The sequence below is a fragment of the Micromonospora sp. A3M-1-15 genome (assembly GCF_024213425.1).
Lineage (GTDB): Bacteria > Actinomycetota > Actinomycetes > Mycobacteriales > Micromonosporaceae > Micromonospora > Micromonospora chersina.
This window is the reverse complement of the sequence record NZ_JANAVK010000001.1, coordinates 1,331,352-1,350,135: the sequence shown is the minus strand read 5'-3', so window position 1 is coordinate 1,350,135 and position 18,784 is coordinate 1,331,352. Positions and strand designations below refer to the sequence as shown.

Annotated in this window: 12 protein-coding genes and 1 pseudogene; 6 read left to right on the top strand and 7 right to left on the bottom strand. The window is 68.4% G+C overall.

Features of this window, described 5'->3' with window-relative positions; translation table 11 throughout:
• Nucleotides 1–69: 69 nt before the first annotated feature.
• Nucleotides 70–1,740 carry a protein kinase gene (locus NLX85_RS06175; protein ID WP_254332099.1) on the bottom strand — a complete coding sequence of 557 codons (1,671 nt, stop codon included), beginning with the start codon at nucleotides 1,738–1,740 and terminating at the stop codon, nucleotides 70–72.
• Nucleotides 1,737–2,060: a hypothetical protein gene (locus tag NLX85_RS06170; protein WP_254332092.1), complete on the bottom strand. Its 324-nt coding sequence runs from the start codon at nucleotides 2,058–2,060 to the stop codon at nucleotides 1,737–1,739. Before NLX85_RS06170 ends, NLX85_RS06175 begins: the two co-directional genes overlap by 4 nt.
• A 166-nt stretch (nucleotides 2,061–2,226) precedes the next feature.
• Here NLX85_RS06170 and NLX85_RS06165 point away from each other — a divergent pair.
• Nucleotides 2,227–2,416: pseudogene (locus NLX85_RS06165) on the top strand (kinase); the annotation flags it as partial.
• A gap of 29 nt (nucleotides 2,417–2,445) precedes the next feature.
• Here NLX85_RS06165 and NLX85_RS06160 read toward each other — a convergent pair.
• The 5 genes from NLX85_RS06160 to NLX85_RS06140 form a co-directional block, all read right to left on the bottom strand.
• A complete protein-coding gene (locus NLX85_RS06160) occupies nucleotides 2,446–3,627 on the bottom strand; it encodes a toll/interleukin-1 receptor domain-containing protein (RefSeq protein WP_254332091.1) in 1,182 nt (393 codons plus the stop codon).
• Between the two features lie 195 nt (nucleotides 3,628–3,822).
• On the bottom strand, nucleotides 3,823–5,055 hold the full coding sequence (locus NLX85_RS06155) for a hypothetical protein (protein WP_254332089.1): 1,233 nt from the start codon (nucleotides 5,053–5,055) through the stop codon (nucleotides 3,823–3,825).
• Between the two features lie 137 nt (nucleotides 5,056–5,192).
• Nucleotides 5,193–5,810, bottom strand: a complete 618-nt coding sequence (locus tag NLX85_RS06150; RefSeq protein WP_254332087.1) for a hypothetical protein — start codon at nucleotides 5,808–5,810, stop codon at nucleotides 5,193–5,195.
• 876 nt (nucleotides 5,811–6,686) lie between these two features.
• Nucleotides 6,687–7,793, bottom strand: coding sequence for an ImmA/IrrE family metallo-endopeptidase (locus NLX85_RS06145; protein ID WP_254332085.1), 1,107 nt, complete (start codon nucleotides 7,791–7,793; stop codon nucleotides 6,687–6,689).
• Nucleotides 7,790–8,485, bottom strand: coding sequence for a hypothetical protein (locus NLX85_RS06140; protein WP_254332077.1), 696 nt, complete (start codon nucleotides 8,483–8,485; stop codon nucleotides 7,790–7,792). Before NLX85_RS06140 ends, NLX85_RS06145 begins: the two co-directional genes overlap by 4 nt.
• 330 nt (nucleotides 8,486–8,815) lie before the next feature.
• Here NLX85_RS06140 and NLX85_RS06135 point away from each other — a divergent pair, with 330 nt between their 5' ends.
• From NLX85_RS06135 to NLX85_RS06115, 5 genes are read left to right on the top strand one after another with little or no spacing between them, the layout of a single operon-like run.
• The gene (locus NLX85_RS06135; RefSeq protein ID WP_254332075.1) at nucleotides 8,816–9,967 is read left to right on the top strand and encodes a DNA cytosine methyltransferase; all 1,152 of its coding nucleotides are present in this window, start codon (nucleotides 8,816–8,818) and stop codon (nucleotides 9,965–9,967) included.
• Entirely contained in the window at nucleotides 9,967–11,841 is a 1,875-nt protein-coding gene (locus tag NLX85_RS06130; protein WP_254332073.1) for an ATP-binding protein, read from the top strand. Before NLX85_RS06135 ends, NLX85_RS06130 begins: the two co-directional genes overlap by 1 nt.
• A complete protein-coding gene (locus NLX85_RS06125) occupies nucleotides 11,841–13,379 on the top strand; it encodes a hypothetical protein (protein ID WP_254332071.1) in 1,539 nt (512 codons plus the stop codon). Before NLX85_RS06130 ends, NLX85_RS06125 begins: the two co-directional genes overlap by 1 nt.
• The gene (locus NLX85_RS06120) at nucleotides 13,376–18,256 is read left to right on the top strand and encodes a helicase HerA-like domain-containing protein (protein WP_254332069.1); all 4,881 of its coding nucleotides are present in this window, start codon (nucleotides 13,376–13,378) and stop codon (nucleotides 18,254–18,256) included. Before NLX85_RS06125 ends, NLX85_RS06120 begins: the two co-directional genes overlap by 4 nt.
• Nucleotides 18,257–18,258: 2 nt before the next feature.
• A complete protein-coding gene (locus NLX85_RS06115) occupies nucleotides 18,259–18,783 on the top strand; it encodes a very short patch repair endonuclease (RefSeq protein WP_254332067.1) in 525 nt (174 codons plus the stop codon).
• The last annotated feature ends 1 nt before the right edge of the window (nucleotide 18,784 follow it).

The window sequence follows — 18,784 nt, the reverse complement described above, 5'->3', positions numbered from 1 at the left end:
GGAGACCATTGCACCGGGGTGAGGACCAGCAGGGTCCGAGCCGGACCTGCGGCTCTGCCGGACGGGTGGTCACGGAGGGGCGCCGTAGAGGACTTCTGCTATGGCCGCGCGCATGTCGGCCGCCGTCGGAAAGCGGCCGGCCGGGTCCTTGGCCATGGCTCGCTCCACGATCTTGTCGTAGGCTGCGGGAACGTCGGCCCGCACCGAGCTCGGCACCCGTACCGGCTCTTTCGTGGCCGCGATGAACAACTTATGAATGTTCGTGTGCGGGAACGGATGCTCCCCGGTGAGAAACAGGAAGAAGCTGACACCGGCGGCGTAGATGTCGGCCGCCACACTGGGCACCGAGCCGGTGATCATCTCCGGGGCCAGAAACGCGGGTGTGCCGATGATCTTCCCTTCTTCCCAGAGCGGGTGCGCAGAGGTTTCGTTAACCAAAAACGAGATCCCGAAGTCAAGAATCTTTATCGAGCCTTCGGGCGTCAGCATGATGTTGGCGGGTTTGACGTCGCAGTGGATCACCCCGGCACGGTGCGCGTGCTCTAGGGCCGCCAGCGTCTCGCACATGATCTCCGCGGCGTCGTCCGGCTCGACCTCGCCGTGCCCAGTCAGCTCGGACAGCGGCTGGCCTGGCACGTACTCCATCACGAAGAACCGCCTTCCGCCCTGTTCCACTACGTCGTAGATGGCGGCGATGTTCGGGTGGTTGAGTGCGGCTACGGCACGAACCTCCGCCCAGAACGCGGTCTCCAGGTGTAAGCCGTCGTGTGGTGTCTTGCACGCGACCGTTCGCCTCAGGAAGTGGTCCCAGGCCAGAGATACCGTGCCCATACCGCCCATCCCGACCTTCTTGTCGAGCATCTCGTAACGAGACCGGGAGGTGTCAGGGGCGCCGACGCTCGGCCGGGCGAGCGTCCCCGGCTCCATCGGGAGGTTCAGGCGTTCCGCCAGCGCGACCAGGCGGGCGCCGCGGGGAAGCCGGGCCTGTACCGAGGCTTCTGGCCGGTGGAGCGGATTGCGAGCCAGGCCGAGCGCCCCGGACGTATCCGTACCGGTGCGTTCTGGCAGGGGGCGGCCTCTGGCGGCGAGCGCCGACTTGACGTAGGCGTGGGCGAGATCCACGGTGATCACCTTGGGGCCGCCGGCGACGCCGCTGGTGAGCAAGTCGAGTAGTTCTCCGGTGAAGGCGGTGTACCGCTCGCCCGGTGGGGCAAGCGCCGGGCCGTCCTCGCTCGCCGAACTGAGGACAACCGCGCCCGCTGTGGCCGCCTGCAGGCGGACCGCGTCAGCTGCGCCCGCCATCAGGCCGTGTGCCTTGCCGCTGAAGCAACTGTCCAGAATCACTACCCGGCGGGTGGCCCGCGTGTCGGCCAGCAGCGTCTTGATCCAGGTGAACGGCACGCATGTCCATGGCTCGTTGTGACGTGACCCGGTCAGCGACAGCGAGAATTGCATCTGGTCGTCCAGATGGCCATGCCCGCTGTAGTAGACGAGCAGGGTATCAGTAGCCTCGGCGGCTGCCCGGCGGACCGGCTCGACCAGGTGGGCCACCTGCCCGGGGTCGACCACCGGCAGGATGTTCTCCCGGGGAAGCTGCCAGCCGTCCGACGCGGCGAGGTGATCGGCGAGCGCCTGGACGTTGTTCCGAACGGCTGGCAGCGGGTCGAGATGCACATACCCGGCGGTCCCGATCAGGCACGCTCGCGATCCGCTCGGGCTCGGCAGGGTCACTGCGGTCACTCGTCCGCTGTAGCCGACTTGATCGCCCGCGTCACCTCGGCCGGATCGGTGACGTCGATGACCACGGTCCGCTCGCCGACCTCGATCCGCACCACCGGCGCCTGTGCCCGGCTGCGCCGCCAGGCCGCGATTGCCAGCGCGAGATTCGCCGATGAGAACCCGATGTTGACCACCAGTTCGATGACCTCGGTGGCGCCCATAGTCCCCGGCGCCGGCTGCACGGGCACGACCGCGATCTTCGCAGTCGTCCGGATCTCGTCTTTCTCCCGCAGCCACTGCGCAAGTCGCCGAAGGTCATGCGTCGATCCGTCGAGCGTCACCCGGTAGATAGTCAACCCGGAACCATCCCATCCTCTGCGGTCAGCAGCACCATAGTGGCGTCCGCGCGCCAGCCCGTCAGGCACGATGACGTCAAGAAGGCGGTCCCGACGTATTGAGAAAGTGCAGAGCCGAGCCGCCACGGAGATCTGTCATGGTTGGTAACCCCGAGACTATCTACGTGGATCTCTTCGGCGGGACGGGGACAAGCCCGGTGGGCTCGCGCCCGGCCCTCATCGAACAGACGGTCCGCATGGCCCTCGACCACGGCAACGTGATCCTCGAAGGGATCATGCACGCCGCCCGGTACCGGCGGATGCTCATGTCATTGCGCGACGGCCACCGCGGCAGGACGCTGTCCTCCATCTGGACGTGTCCTGACGATTGTCAGCGTAGGCCCGTGGCGGCCCGGTGGTCGGCGATGAGCCGTGCGACGAGTTCAGCGGCCACGTCGGCGGGGCGGGCGATGACGCTGCCGTAGTCGATGGCTTCGTCCGGGGAGACGTGGATGTGGTCTGCCTGCCCGAACCCGTAGGTGGCGGTGTTGCTCGGCACGTTGACCCTGCCATAGGAGATCATGGTGGCGGGGTCGAGCCCGATGGCGGGTACGACGAGGTCGCCGTGAGGTAGATTCAGCGCCGTCAGCGTGTTGAGCATGCCAGTGAGTTGCTTGGTCAGGTCGGCCCGGTCGAGCACTGCGCCCATTTGACCTCGGGGCAACGGGGCCCATGCTGACCGTTGCCCGGATCGGGTGACCACGAGCCCTTTCTCGTTGTCCCGACCGCTGCTCGTCGCCCGGGCGACGGTGGAGTCGGCGTGCGCGTGCAGGGCTTCCAGCCGGGTGAATACGCCGTGCTGTCGGCCATGGTCGGGCAGCAGGTCGGCGAGGGCGGCCAGCTCGCTCACCTGCAGTCGCGCGTCGTCGGCGGTGAAGACCAGGTGCACCTCGACGGCTGCGGCGCCTAACCTGCGGTCCTGCGCACGTTGGTCGAGGTCGCTGCGCCAGGAGACGCTGACCGGCGGGGCCGGGCTCTGCCAGCGCAGCCGCGATGGGCTGGCCGGCGCGGCGGCGCTGGCTGTCGGATATGGCACAGCCTGAGCGGGCGAATCAGTGGACGCCGCCGAGGTACCGGGGAACGGCGGGGGTGTGGAGGGCTTGTTCCGCTCGCGGCGGACGCCTTCGAGAATCTGCTTCCGCGCAGCGGCCTCGTCGAGTCCGTGAATGCGAATCTGCACCACCTGACTGAGCAGCCCTGTCGGCTGGCACTCCTGCACCATGATCGGCACGAGGGCGTTCTTCGCGCCCTCCGGGTCGCTGGCGAAGACGGCTGCCCACTCCGATGCTGGGAAGGGCGCCTTCAGGTACGCCGGGGAGAGCACAGCGATCATCCGGGGACACTGCTTCAGGGCCTTGTCCATCTCAACGGCGAAGTTGCTGCCCGGCCTGAAGTCCCACTCCTGAATCGTCACGGCGAAGCCGTCCGCCTCGAGGATGTAGGCGATCCAGCTGGCCCACGCCTTGTCAGCGGCCGTATACGAGATGAAGAAGTCTTTCGCTACAACGTCCACCTGGCCAGGATAGGTACAGGCGGCGACATCGCCCCGTCGTGGACCGCCGCGATGGGCCATTCCTGCTCCCAGAGTCTGCTGCTCGGCTCTGAGCCGCGCGGTGGGGACTCGGCAGACGGCGACGAAGGCGATGCCCGGCCGTGGGACATAGTGGCACCGGCGTCATCGGCCCCGAGTGCTCTCCGCCTCGATGGGTCAGCTCGGTTGGGGGAGGACGACAGGTAGCAGCGAGAGCCTGATCACGCGTTGGCGATCCCCGTGCGCGTGGAGGAGGTAGTCACGACGGCGGGTTGGCTCCGCGGGTGTAATGGCCTGAAGAAGCTTGGAGTGCTTGGCCAGGCAGGCTGCGGCGCTGTCGATCACGGCGCTGGTGTCCATTCGGTTACGGATGAACAGCACCAACGCGACTCGGGTGTCACGCCAGATGGTGTAGCCGAGGAGTTGATCGACAGCTTCGACGAACTTGGCTGGGCCGTGCCAGATCTTGCACTCGCCGATGAAGGCGTCTCGGTCTCGCCACCGCAGCAGAATGTCGGTCTTGCCTCGGCCGAGAAAGGTCTCCCCGGTGGCTGCCCCCTGATAGTTCGCGTTGAGGATGAACAGAAGGAAGTCACGGATGGTCTCCTCATCCTCGCCGAGCAGCTTGCTGGCAGAACGGATAAGACGCTCAAGCGCGGCGGTGAAGGACATGATTGTGGTGGTGATGTCCTCCGCGATCTGCTCGGCGAGGTGCCACTCCTGAAACCCGGCGGCGACAGCAGCGTCAAGTTGTGCGACGGTGAGCCGGCGCGGCTGGAGTGGAATACGTTGTTCTGCCGACCTAGGTGCGAGCGGGATGCCCAGCGCGTCTGTCGCTGCGAGAACGGCCTGCACTCTGCGAGCACGGGCGCCCACGGTGGCCATCAGCTGCGCACGCATCTCAGCTCGGTGCCGCTCAATCTCTGCGTTGGCGACGGTTGCCGCGTCACGCACCTTGGCCTGGAAATCATCGATGTACGCGCGGAGTTTCTCGGTGTCGGCCATCGCGTCAGCGATTTGCTCGTTGGTACCTTCGCCCGCCACTAGGTACCACGTGCCCGGCTCGTCTCCCTGCATTTGCCCGCCAGAGAAGACATTCCGGGATCCCAGTGCGCTGGACGCGCCCTCGACCGCCACGCACAGCTTCAACTGGACTGACGGCTCCTCGCCCTCACCCCCATTGCCACGCGATAGCTCAGGTGTCTCGATCCACAGTCCCGCATGATCGACTACGACCGGGGAGGCGGCGCATTCCTCAACGATGGCCTCGACCAGGGCGTCTACCGGTGTCCGGGCGAGCATCTCATCGGACACCTCACGGGCACGGGTGAGGGCGACTTGCAGACGCGCCGCGTAGTCCGTGGCGTTGCGTCCGATCGGATCCCTCAGCGGGTGATGCGTGAGCGCCATCTTTCCTCCACCGACCGCTCCCAATTAATCCAGTGGCCTGCCGGATACGACTGCTGGATCCGCGGGGGCCTACGGCCCGCCATCTAGTGGAAGGCCCGCTGCGCGGCTCTCGTGTCCATCGGCAAGGTCAGCCGCTCCTACCGTACGTGTCGAACGGGCTGTAGCGTCGCCGTCGTGCCGGCCATCGTGGCAACCGTCTTCAGGAGCTCGACCGGCACGCCTCGGGCGGCGAGGGCGCTAATGATCAGATCGGGATCTTCCAGCAGCCCTTCGGCGCGCAGGTCGGCCAGGACCCGCTGAGCGCCGTCGCGTCCGTGCCCACGGCTGTACCCGTTGTTGCCGTAGAAGTTCAGCGCGTCCAGGAACTTGACCAGCTTCGGGTGGAGAGCGGGCGCGTTCTCTCCCGTGAACAGGTCCCGTGCACCGAGCGCCCGGGCCCACCCGGACAGCCGCCACGGCTCCGGATGCTCTACGACGGCGACAGCCGCGCCGTCAGCCAGACGCATCACAAGGTGAAGCGCTGTGGGCGACGGCGCATGCGCGACCACCGCACCTGGCCGGAAGTTGAGGCGGTTCGACCTCGGCGAGACATGCCGACCCCTGCGGTACCGCTCGAACAGGTCATGGCCGTGGTACTCCCCGATACGGTCAGTCACTAGCACCGCAGGCCGCTGATGAGCGACGGCAGCCCTTTCCGCCCACTCCATGGCGATTGCCGCTGCCGTCTCCAGCGTGCGGTCCGCCGTGAACGGCACCCACGTCGCATGGAATCCGGAGTTTATGGCGCGAAGGTACGGCGAAGGTACGACAGGCTATTGCTGGTAGCAACAGCCCGGGCGCCACGCGATGCTGGTGGAGGCCGCCACCCACCCTCAGCGACCGTCATCCCGGCCGAAGGTCAGAGATGTCTCACACGAGGGGCAGGAGACGCGCGCCAGGGTGCAGTCATTCGAGCACGGGCTCCAGTCCCGACAACGGTGGCATTCCCTGTCCAGATCATGCTCAGTCGTCGCCGGCCGGCGACAGTAGTTGCAGATCCACCAACTGTCCGCCGGAGCCATCGGCTGCGGGACTGTCAGCAGATGAAACGATCCGCGGACGGTATAGTGGCGACCTCCAGTTAGCTCGACCAGCCCTTCGTGCAAAATGCCGGCTTCGTAGCCGGCGGTCCGCTGGGTGATCTCAGCGCTCGCGCGTCGGACGGCGCCAACGGCCTGTGCAACGTCTGCTCTGGAGATCATCCACCGGCCGGAGACCTTTACCGCCGGTACTCGCTGGCTGCCCATGAGTACAGCCCCACCTTGATGAGCTTGGTTGCGGTACCAGGAGTACGCGTTTTCGCCACCAAAGATGACCACGCCCTTGGCCAACGGAATCAGGTCAGGAGCCGCACCCATGATCCGACCACTTCCTTCCTCGCCCCGGAACCGGCCGGGGCCGCGACTAAGGTCACGTTACGCCGGACCGCCGACAGGAAGTGCGGCAACAGGTGGCGGGACGGAAGACGATGAGTGGTGCTGGGCTACGGCTTCTCCATCATGCACCGAGGTCGGCTCCCGAGTTGGTGCACCGCCAGGTTCCGGCTGAGGCTTGAGCTACCGCGGCAGTCCGGACGGCTGCGTACTGGGCTATTACTCGATAGTGACTCGCGGGGCAGTCTGCGAGCCCGCGGCGACTACGACGCCGAGCAGGTCGGCCGACATGCCGGCCTGCTGTGCGACGGACGCAACGGTGTGCTGGTGTTCAGCGAGGAGTTCGGCTGCTTTGCCTAGTAGGGAGGGCTGTTCGCGAGGGCCCAGGTCCGCTGGCTCCGGGTAGCCCCACTCGGCGAGCATGTTCATGGCCCGCCGATATGTGTAGTCGCTGTAAACGCCCATGGCGTGGCCTCGGTAGACAAGTGCTTTGAGCGAGAGGCCCCAGCGGCGTTTGACCTGCTGCAGCTGGTCGAAGTCGAGCCGGGTGGGCAGTTCGTCGCGGAGCCGGGTGCTCGGCGCGAGGAAATGCGAGCCGAAGGCGGTAGCCTCCCGCTCGAGGATCTGGCTGCCGGGTTCGGCGTCGTGGTGCAGCAGCAGGTGGGCCAGCTCGTGTGCGGCGTCCATCCGAGAGCGCGCCTTGTCGTTCTTGCGCGGGCTGATGAACACGAACGGCCTGGTCCCGTACCAGTGGGAGAAGGCATCTACCCGTTCCGAGACGTCCGGCAGGGTGAGCACGACGACGCCGGCGGCCTCGAGCAGGCGGACCATGTGAGGCACGGGCTCGTCGCCTAGGCCGAAGGCGTGGCGCGCGACAACCGCTGCCGCCTCGATGTCGTTGTTGGAGACGTCCTCTGGCAAATCGATTGACGGCAGGCGCAGCGCCGGCAGCTCTAGGTGCTGCTCGATGGCGACAACGACGCGCCAAGCGATTTCGCCGAAGGCGAGGGCTTGGTCCCGTTCGGCCTGGGTGGTAATGCGCAGGCTGCGGAAGTGCGGGTGCCCGGCTGTGGCTGGAGCAGGTATGCCGGCGGCAAAGAACTGAACCGGGACGGCGAGGGCGAGGGCTAGGCGGGCCAGCGTGGCGGGCGACGGCCGGGACTGCCCCAGCTCGTACTGGCTTACTGCGGTGGCGGTCACACCGACTTGGTGGGCCAGTTCCTTCTTGCGGATGCGTCGCCACCGCCGCGCGAGTGTCAGTGCATGCGGCTGGAACGCTACCGCTGCCAGCGCCGGTGCTTCTGCCCTCCCGCGGGTGGCCGTCACGCCAGCGCTGACAGTGGCACGCCGTCACCGCGTCGCTTCGACCGGACCAGGACGTCGAGCTCCGGGATCGGCACCTCGCCGGGCAGGACAGGACCCGGGGCTGCAGGGCTGCCGCTCGCCGTCAGCACCGGGTGAGCTGGTTGACCGATCCAGAGCTGCACCTCGAACCAGGGCGACCCACCATCGCGGTTGTCCCGTGGCAGGCCGAGGTAGGCGACCGCTTCGCCGGTGTCGAGGTCGCCCGCGTGCGCGACGCGGACGTGGCGCCGTCGCGGAACCACACCGGTGAACGCCTCGGGGAACTGCTCTTCGTCGTCGAGTGCAAGTTGGCCACTTCGGCTGTTCTCCACGGCACCGCCGAGCCGCGCTTCGCTGCCTTCCCAGCGGATCGACTCGACGCTCGCGCCGGTGCCGCCCTGGAGGGAGTAGAGGCGCACGATGTAGCCCGCGCAGAGGATCTCCAACGAGTTGTCCTCGATCCGGGCGTCCACGCCGGGCAGCCCGGCGAACTGCGCAGCTCCCAGGTTTGTCAGGTTGCGCCATACCGTGGTTCCGAAGCTCATGGCGTCGTCGCCCAGTTCCGGCTCGTGCCGGTCGGCTGCCCGCCGGTACACCTGCCGGACCAGGTCGGCGAGGGGTGTGAGGACGCCGCCCTGGTCGAGGGTCGCGACGGCTTCGCCCAGATGATCCACGCGCGAAAACATACCAGCTTCACCTGTTGATGTTGAAGAATTCAAGTGCGGGAGCGCCGGGTCCGTCGTCGGAGTTCAAGCTGCACGCAATCTGGGGTGCTTGTCGTTCGCGTCTTCGGACGCTGGACTCCGGCCGGCGATCGTTCCAATCGCATCGGCCGCCGGCTCTCAGCGCGGTGCGCGGGTCGCCCTGTCACTTGTCGGTGCCTGCCGATATCGTGCACCCATGCTCAGGACCACCCCGCGACGCGCGGCAGCGCCGCGCGAAGTTGATCATCTTCTTGTGGCTGCTCGTCGCGCAGGTTCCCGGGTGCCGGGGGGCGGGTCCTGATGGCATTCCCGACAGGCCGCTACGCGGCAGTTTCGATGTTTTCTGGCTGCGGCGGGATGGACTTGGGGGCGGAGCAGACCAAGCGGGTCGGCGTCGTCTGGGCCAACGACATCGAGCCCTGGGCTGTCGAGACGTACCGGCGCAACATCGGGCGGCACATCGTCGCCCAGGACATCGCCGAGCTCGAGGTTCCGGACGTGCCGTGCGACATCCTGCTCGCGGGCCCGCCGTGCCAGGACTACTCGACGCTGTGGAACCACGACGGGCTGAAGACCGCACGGGGCAACCTGTTCCGGCACGTCGCGCGCTTCCTGGACGCACTGCGGCCGGCGGCCTTCGTGTTGGAGAACGTCCCAGGTCTTCTGTCTGCCAACCACGGGGCGGCGTGGACTCTCGTCCGCCACGCGCTGCGGTCGCCGTCCAGCTTCGTCAGCGGCCCGCGTGAGGTCCGCGGAGTCCGCTACGACCTGTCGGCTCAGATCGTCGACATGGCTGACCTCGGCGTTCCGCAGAACCGCGAGCGCCTGATCGTCGTCGGCGTGCGTCGTGACCTGAAGGTGCGGCCACCGATGATCCCGGAACCTTTCGCGGGGCGCCACCGCACTGTCGCGGATGCGCTGGATCAAGACCCGATCCCCGACGATGCCCCGAACCACGAGCGGGGCTTGGACGGGCCCGAGGTCGTCAAGCGGCTTGAGCTCATCCCGCCGGGAGCCAACTATGGGGTCATCCCGGCGGGCCACCCCTCGGCGGTTAAGGGACTGATCAGCCACGTGTACCGGAGGTTGGATCCGAACAAGCCGGCCTACACGATGATCGCCGGTGGTGGCGGCGGCACGCACGGCTACCACCACGTCGAGCCCCGGCGACTGAGCAACCGGGAGAAGGCCAGGCTGCAGGGTTTCCCTGACGACTTCGTCTTCGAGTACGGGACAGTGCGCAACCGGGCTTCGGCGTACGCTCGCGTGCGCCGGCAGATTGGCAACGCGGTCCCCCCGCCCGCCGCGAAAGAGATTGTTGGCGCCCTGACGCAGGTGCTGCTCGCCGCTGGCGTGCCGCCACGGAAGGCAGCAGAGCTCACCGCCGCACGCCGGCACGCCGGCACGACCGCGAAGACTGTGCGCCGAGCCGAGAGGAAGGCAGCCGGCTAGTGACTGCTCCAGAAGACCTGTCGGACGAACTGCCCGCCGTCGCCGCCCTGAGGTCGTTGTCCATCTTCAGCGCTGACCAGGCCGGCGCCTACCGTGAACACTTTCAGTCCCTCAGCGACGCACTCGGCGAGGACGTTCCCACCAGGCTGGCGAGCCACGTCACGGCGTGGGCTGGCAGAGGTGAGCCCGGGGCCATCGTGCTCACGGGCAACGCCGGGACGGGAAAGACCGCGGTGGCCGAGTCCTACTGTCAAAGGGTCGGCGGAGAGCTGCCGGCCAGCGATGAGCCCTGCGAGGTCGCCCCCGATAGGTGGGTAGTTAAGGACCTTTCGGGCCTCTCGGACGACGACGCGCGCCGGTCTGCGCTCCAGGCGGTTCTCGACGGCGTGGCCGCAGGGTCCGGGCAGTACCTGGTCTGCGCCAACGAGGGCGTGCTCCGGGACGCACTCGACGTCCTCAACCACAGCGACTTCGCCGACGCACTGGAGGAGGCGCTGCGCAGCGGAGCCGCCCAGGTCGGGGGACTGGTGGTCGTTAACGTCAACCGCCAGCGGCCCACCGCGCCTGGCCTATGGGACGCCCTGCTGGACTTTCTGACCAGGGAAGAGCTGTGGACCGGCTGCGCGGGCTGTCCCTTCAGCCTGGGCGGCTGTCCGATGCGTAGCAACGCCGAGGCGCTCAGGGACCCCGATGTGCGCCGCCAGCTGCGAACCCTCGTGCGGCTCGGCGCGGGCGAAGCGGTCCCGACGATCCGCGAAGTCCTTTCGGTCCTGGCGTGGGCGGTCGTCGGCGAACACGGGTGCCCGAAGGTCAAGGCGGCCACGCGCGACCTCGATAGATCTGCGTTCACTGCCACCAGCGGTTACTTCACCAGGGTCGTGGGCGGCGGGCTGCAGCCCGACGCCATCGAGCGGTCGCCGCTCATGGCGGGGATGCGAACCGCCCTGCTGGGCCACGTCAGCGACCTTGAGATCGACGGTTGGCTCAGGGACACGACAGGGGCACCTGACGAGGTGCGCCTGCTTGCGGGCGACCCGGCGGTCGCCGAGGACGGCGCAGACGGGAGCCTGGCGCTGGCCGGAAGCCGATCTCCGCTGGACCGGGTCCGCACCAAGCAGGGCACGATGACCTTCCAGCACCTGGGTGAGATTGTAAGCACGAGCGAAGACCCGACGAAGGTCGACGACGGGCTGGACGCCCTGGTCGCGGGCGACGGCGACAGCAACGCCCCCGCCCAGGTCCTATGGCGGCAGCGCCTGTACTTCGAGGCCAGCGCGGCACTCGGCGGCCCGGACGTCGCATCGCGGCGCCTGCTGGGCTACCGGTACGTGGCAGACCTCGTGGAGTTGGCGGAGAAGGCCGCCGGTGGCGAGGACGTAGTCATCGAGGTCGCCGGGCTGGTGAGGGGCCTGAACTTCCTCGTCACCGGCTTTTCCAGCCCGACGGAGGGACTGGTCGTGCCGGACCCGGCCTGCTTGTTCGCCCGAGACCCGGGATCCTTCCGGCCCGCCAGGCCATCCCTGGTCTACGGGCTCGTGCCGCTGGACCGGCTCTCCGTGCGTGTGCCAGACCGCGGCCTCGTGGAACAGCTGCTCGACGTGGACCACGTGGACGTGGAACTGGCCGTGGACGGCCGGGCCGAGCTGTCGCTGCGCATCCGCCCGCGAATGTACGAGGCCATCCGGGAGGCTGCGGACTTCCAGGGGCCGGTCGGCCAGGGCGTAGCCGAGATGAACGACCTGCGCGGCTTCTACAGCCGGCTCGCGTCGGCCGAGGCCGCGGGCGACGGCATCCGGGTGGCAGACCCCGACTCGAACCCGCCGGCTCTCGTCAAGGTCAACCTGCCGCACTTCGCGACTTCTCGGAGGGTGTAGTGGCTCCCAAACGGCGTCTGGCCCCCGGCCAGGTCGCGCAGGTCCTGTTCGGCTTGGACCCAGACCGCGACGAGCGGGCTCCGCAGCTGTGCGCGGAGACGCTGCTCACCCTGGCGCAGAACGGGTACCGGGCTCCCGCAGCCGGCGCGCCGATCCAGAGCCCGAAGCGGCAGCGGTTCGCGCTGCGCAGCCTCGCCCTAGCCACCAATTTCCTCGGCGGACGCGAGGGGCGGGCCGGCGAGGACAATATGACGCCTCAGCTCTACGGCGACCTGCTCGCCAAGGGCTCCGAGGTGCGCAACAGCGCCAACCTGACCCTCGCCCAGAACGCCCTGCAGGGCCTCGTCGACCCCGACACGCAGCGGGGCCAGCCCGGGGCGTGGCTGCTGCGGCCCTTCCACGAGTCGCTGCTGTGGTACGACGCCCGCAAGGCCAGCCCGAGCCGGGCCGACTGGACCGTCCGGAAGGTGTACATGCGCGGCAGCGGCATCACTCTCGCGCGGCTGCTGTTGGATCCCGGCGACCCGGAGTCCGCAGCGCTGGGCGCCCGGGCAGTCGAGGCAATCAAGGAGGCGCTGACCGGCCCGAGCCCGCTGGCTGAAATCAGCGAGCGGCTCGAGTCAGCGCTCCCGACGGACGCGACGTACACCAGTCCGCCTGATGTCGAAGAAGACGAGAAGGAGGCGTGGGAGCGCGGCAGGGACAAGCTCCTTCAACCGCTCGCCGCGAGCATCTGCCGCCATGCCGAAGGGGTGATGTGCCAGGGAGGTGCCAGCGGTCCTGCCAAGCTCTGGCAGCTGCGGACGATCCTCGCCCTCGACCTCGCCGTGCATGCCCTCAGGGTGGCCTGGGAGACGACCTCAACTCCAGAGGAGGACCGGTTCCTCCTCCTCAGTTTTGGCCGGGGGCCGCGGGCACAGGACCGGGTCAGGCAGCGGTCGGAGGAGTCCTACCGCAGGGCGCGGATCCGCCTGAACGAGGCAACGATCTCGACCCTGGCGCGGCGGATGCGGGAGCTGGTAGGAGAGAAGACCGTTGCATGGGACGAGGAGTTCGAGAAGCGCAGCCGGTTGGTCGAGAATCGCGCGGACAGTGTCTCGCACCAGCTCACGCAGCTGACAGCGGACAGCCCGGACGAGGAGTTCCTCAGACTGGCGCGCACGTCGGTGGAGAACGCGAACTACGGCCGCGCAGAGGACGGATTCCGCGTCCTGCTGGAGTCCGTCGGCCTGATCGCCGGCACGCGCTACCGCTACCTGACGGCCACGCCTGACCTGCTGGCTGCCCTGGTGGGAGCGCTGTCGAGCCGGATGCCGATGCCAAGCAACGAATTCTTTGCCGCCATCCGGCAGGAGTGGGGACTCGTGATCAACCAGGAGTCGGCGGCGTCGACCAGCCTGCGAGGCCAGGTCGACGGCGCGGGCCTTGAACGCAACGCGCGCAGGGCTGAGCAGCTCATGAGTGAGGCAGGACTGGCCCTGAGCCTGTCCGACCGCACCACCGTGGTCGGCGAACGCGCACAGAGGTGGGGCAAGTGAGCCATCGGCTGGGCGGAGCACTCGCCGAACACATCAAGAACATGAGCGGCGGCTCCAAGTTTGTGCTGGTGGAGGGTGTCCCGTCGAGTCTGGCCTTGGGCATGGTGGCGGCGTGGACCGACGAACTCCCGCCACTGGCCGTGGTTTCCGATACTCCCCACCGGTTCGGCGCGCACGCGCTGGACGGCTCCGGGACAGGGCTGCGCAACCGGTATCGGCAGGGGATCGTGCTGGTCCTGTGCGAAGGCCTGCAGGTTCCCGACCGCAGCGGCCTTAACCTCTTCGAGAACGTCGCCCCCGGAGTCTTGCTGGACTCTCCCGAGGGGCTGGTCAGGCTCGCCCGCCAACAGCCTGCAGCGAGCCTTGACGGGCCGGTGCGGGCGGTGCGTGATGCGATCACGCGGGCCGGCATCGCCCACAAGCCGAGTGCAGCGCAGGTCGCCGCGTACTTCGATCGGGTCGCTGCCGGCGACGACCCCCTGGCCTGCCTTCCGGCCCTGGGAGCTTTCGCCGACACGGCCACCGGCGACCGAGTCGACGCCGACCGCATCGGCGACAACCTTGCCCTGGCCGCCCGGCGCACGAGCGACGACGTCCTGCGGCCCACCGCTTACGCCGAGATCCGTAGGCGGGCCGAGTCTGTCCTCGGTCGCCGGCCCGGACTGCGGGACGACCCGGCGGGCGCCAAGGCCGCCGCCTCGAGCGTGATGACTCTGCTGCAGTCGGGTAGCGAGCAGCTGCTGCACCGGCTGCAGTTCGACGAGGCGCGCGAGATTCTCGAGCAGCGCACCCAGGACTTGGCTGACACCGCGCTGAGGGCTCTGCGGGACTACCAGCGCACCCACGGGGGAGGACAGGTCGCCGACCTACCGTGGCCCCAGTACCAGTCCCGAGCGGAGGATCTCCGCCACGCCGCCCAGCAGCGGGAGGCAGCCCGGGAACTCCTCGACCTCGACGACGCGCAGGCCCGCGGAATCTTCGACAAGACGACTCGGGTCAAGTTGGAGAAGCTGCTGCGCGACAAGGCTGTCAGCGGGAGTAACCCGTCGTGCCCCGAGTACGCGCTGATTAAGGCGGTTCAGCAGCTCGGTGGCCCTCTCAAGCGGATCCAGGTCCTGAACCCGAAGCCCCCCTCGGGCGCCGGTCGGGTCAACCGCAGCGGCGCCGTACGTCGCATCACACTGGGCTGCGCGCGGCTGCGGCTGGGCGCGCTGATGCACCAACTCGAGAGCAGGGGCGTCGACGTTGACGGACTCCTCTTGCAGCCCGCCGACAACGACACAGCGGTCGAATCGTTCCACGACGCTGACCTCCCGTCTGGCGAACTCGCGCTGATGCAGCTGCGGCTCCACGGCGCGGACGGCAGCACCGTCCAGGTGGACTGGCGACCCGACCTCGACGACGCCGCTCTGCTCAGAGCTGCCCTGCTCTTCGCCGAGCACCCGACGCTGGCCCTCGCCACGCCACAAGAGCCGACCCTGTCGTCGTTCTGCGGCGACGCCCCAGCGAGCGCTGTGCCAGCCCCGAGCCAGCTCAAGCCGCTCGCGCAGGAACTCTATGACCTCGCCCGCCTGTCACTGAGAGAAGGCCTCACGCCGCAGCATCTGCGACGCTGGGCAGCGAGCTGGAATGCGGTCTGCAACGCCGAAGCAACGCACGGCGGACCGGCTGCCGCCGAAGCCCTCTCGCTCGCCGGCGCCATCACCGGCTTGAACCACTCGGTGGCCCTCACCGGCTTCGCGCCCATGAAGGCCGAGTGGCTCAGCCAGTACCTCGAGGCACTGTGGTCGCTGCTGCAGGAAGCACCTGACGCCTCCGGCGACAAGCCGGTAACCGCCACGGCCGCGAGCATCGCCCGCACCACCGCCTCCCACCACCCCGCCCACATCCGCGTCCGCCTGCGGGACAGAGCGCTGCTGCCCACCTCCGAGGGGCGCCTCTGGAGCCTCTACGGTGGCGCGGACACGCGTGACGAGAGCGGCTACGCCGGCGCGGCGCTGACCTCTGTCATCGTGCGCCTGCTGACTCTGCAGCCCGAGGCAGCTGGGCACCTGCGGTGCCTGGCATACGGCCCCGGCGCGGCGGACCTGCTCGTCTCGCAGGCGGTCAAGCTGATCGGCCGCCGCACCGGCCGGGGCACCATCGCCAAGATCGAGGTGTTCTGTGTCGGACAGGAGGCGAGCGACAAGCCGCACTGGCGGACGCTGGCCCGCGCCGACGAGGAGCTGCGCGACAGCCGGGACGTCCTCGAACTGCGCTACCTCGACAGCCTCGACCGCGCCCGCGAGGTCCTGCAGCAGCCCGGCTCAGGAAGCCCGGCCGTGCACCTTGCCCTGGTGACCGGCATTAGCGACGGTGGCAACCGTCTCCAGATCGAGTTCCCTGAGGTGGTGCCGCCACGCCAGGACTCTGAGGTCCTCTTCGCGCCGAGAACCTTCCAGCGGCCCCAGAAGGACCGGCGGATGCTGCTAATGCCCCCGGCGGCGACGAGCGCGGGCATCACCTGGCTAAAGCTGCAGACGGCGGTGGAGGACGCCTGGCCGGCGGACGGCGACAAGATCCCGGTGCCGGAGGTGCGCACCGGGGCCATGGACATCGCCGAGCAGCTCCGGCAGGTGCACGAACTCGCGCTGTGGGTAGCGACGCTCGACCGGTACGCAACCCGCGACAGCCTGGAACAGGCCCTTGGCGCCGACCGGATCGCCATCCTCCACCAGGAGCGCCGCCTCGGCGGCGACAGTCCCCTGTCGCTAGTGTTGAGCCAGAAGTCGGGAGGGCCTGCGGACCGGGCCATCGGGCGGAGTCTGCGGACGGCAGAAATCGTCTCTGACCGCGACGTGGCGCTCAGCGTGGGCGCCGACCTCCGCCGGGTCGCGAGCCAGGGCTACGGCATCCTTGCGCTCGAGGCCGCCACCAGCGGCACCGGCATCAACGAGCTTGTCGGGCACGTCGTGGCGTTCTCGCTGCTGGCAACGACCACCACTCCTTGGCCGCTTCCGCCCGGGTGCCGTGTCCTGCTCGTCAGCCTCGACGAGTACCGACACTGGTTCCCGAGCCGCCGCGCGGACCTACTCGCGATCGCGCTCGACCCCGCCGAAGGCGGTGTCCACGTGGCGGCCATCGAGGTGAAAGCCAGGCGCAGCGACGAGACAGATGCGGCAGCCGGCGCCCTGGACCAGCTCAATCAGACCCTCGCTGCCACACAGTGGGCCGCCTACCCCGTGCCGGAGTCGATCCACAGCAGGCTGTGGCTCAACCGCATCGCCGAAGCGGCATACTCAGTGGCCCGCGAATCCCGCTTCCGCCTCGACGCCAGGGAGCTGGCAGCCCTAGAGGAATTCCGGACCGGAACCGGCACCCTCGAGTGGGCCGGCGTAGGGCTGGTGTTCGGCCCCAAGGTCGACGTGTTCGACAGGTACTACCCGCAACAGGTAGCAGGCGACATCGTGCCCGTGGTCCTGCATAGCATCAAACTCACCGAGGCGCTGCTGCAGCGGGCCACTGAAGTGCGCATTACGGACCTGCGGACAGTAGAAGCCGACAGGCCGCCGCTCAAGGGCGGCCGGACCCGTCGCCGCCCGGAAGCCAAGCCGGCCCTCCGCACGGAACAGGCAGCCGACGCCGCCCGCGAGGCGCCAAGCACTCAGGAGCCCCGTCGGGAGGAAACCTCCGCTCCAAGGGTCGCTACCGCCCATGTCGCGACGCCGAAGCACGAGCAGGAGCAGGCTTCCATGCAGCCAGCCCCGACCGATTCGCAACAGCAGACGGGCAGCGCAAGCGCGGTAACGGAGAGAGCGGGGCCTTTCCAAGCCCCTATCCTGGGCTGGGACGCCTCCACTGGCGAGGAAGTGCGCTGGCACCCGGCCGGCCCCGAACAGGGCGTCCTCCAGAACGGCCATGTGGAGGTCTGGGGCAGCTCGGGCATGGGCAAGACCCAGTTCACTATGAGCCTGCTGGCCCAGCTCGCCCGCCACAGCGGCAGCAAGTTCGGCATCGCCGACTTCAAGAACGACTACAGCGACGAGACAGACTTCCCGCAGCTGGCAGGTGCGAAGTTCCTCGATCTCTGGAACGACGGGGCGCCGTACAACCCCTTGGCGCTCGACGACTTCACCGACCGTGCCGTCAACACCGCCGTCATCGAACTGCGCGACACCGTCGAAGTCGCCACGAAGACGTTCACCCGCATCGGAGTGCGGCAGCGCGCGAAGCTTGAGAAGGCGCTGCGTAGCGCGTACGCGGTCGGGCGCTCCGAAGGCCGCTGGCCCACGCTCAAGCTCTTGGACGACGAACTCGACGCCGACCTGGCCGGGGTCATCGGGGACCTGACCCACAACGAGCTGTTCCGGGACGGCCCCCCACTCGGGGAAGTCATCGACCAGAACGTCGTCTTCGGCCTGAGCCGAATCCCTGGCAACGGCCAGACGACAGTTCTGGCGGCCGGGTTCATCCTCTCCGCGCTGCTCCTCAGAGTGCAGTCCCTGCCGCCCGTGCCGAACTCGGTGCGCTATGTCGTCGTCGTTGACGAGGCCCACCGGGTCGCGGCCTTCAAGGCTGTCGACACCATGATTCGGGAAGGCCGTTCGAAGGGTCTGGGGGTCATCCTCGCCACCCAGCAGCCGGGCGACCTGCCCGACGTCGTGGCAACCAACGCCCAGACGAAGGTGTGCTTCCGCCTGCCGGATGCGACAGTGGCAGCCGTAGCAGCCCGCAAGCTCAACCCGGCGGACTCCCGCCTCGCGGAGCAGATCCGCACTCTGGGCAAGGGAGAGGCGCTGGTCAGCTTCGGCGGAACCCGGCCTCGCCTCCTGCGCATGGCCCAGGCGTACCGAGACCGGCAGGAACTCGGGCTGCCCAGTGAGGAAACCACCGGCTGACTATGAAGCAGCACCACGGGCGCCCCGCCAGCGCCCGCCGGACACCGAGGAGCGACGCCACCACCACCTCCTGGGCGAGCAGCCCCGGTGTGCGCGGCCGTATGCAGCGGCAGCAGACCCGCGACACCCAGCCCGAACTCGCGGTACGACGCCTGCTGCATGCTGCTGGACTGCGTTACCGAGTCGACGTCGCGCCTACGAGGGCCCTCCGTCGCCGAGCCGACATAGTTTTCGGCCCCGCCCGTGTCGCCGTCTTCATCGACGGCTGCTTCTGGCACGGATGCCCCCAGCACGGAAGCAGAGAGACCAGGGCCAACACCACGTACTGGTCGGACAAGATCGCACGAAACCAGGCCCGCGACGCCTCCACCGACGAGCTGCTGACACGCGACGGATGGCTCGTCATCCGCGTCTGGGAGCACGAGGACCCCCACGAAGCCGCCGAACGGATCGCCAGAATCGTGCAGCACCGACGCAGCCACGGAATCGGGTCGGCAGCCCACGACGATGCCGCAACCCCGTCGTAGT

Excerpts from the sequence above, each read along its gene's own strand:
- NLX85_RS06155 (WP_254332089.1), bottom strand. The coding sequence starts at position 5,055 with ATGGCGCTCACGCATCACCCGCTGAGGGATCCGATCGGACGCAACGCC.
- NLX85_RS06115 (WP_254332067.1), top strand. The coding sequence starts at position 18,259 with ATGAAGCAGCACCACGGGCGCCCCGCCAGCGCCCGCCGGACACCGAGG.
- NLX85_RS06135 (WP_254332075.1), top strand. The coding sequence starts at position 8,816 with ATGGCATTCCCGACAGGCCGCTACGCGGCAGTTTCGATGTTTTCTGGC.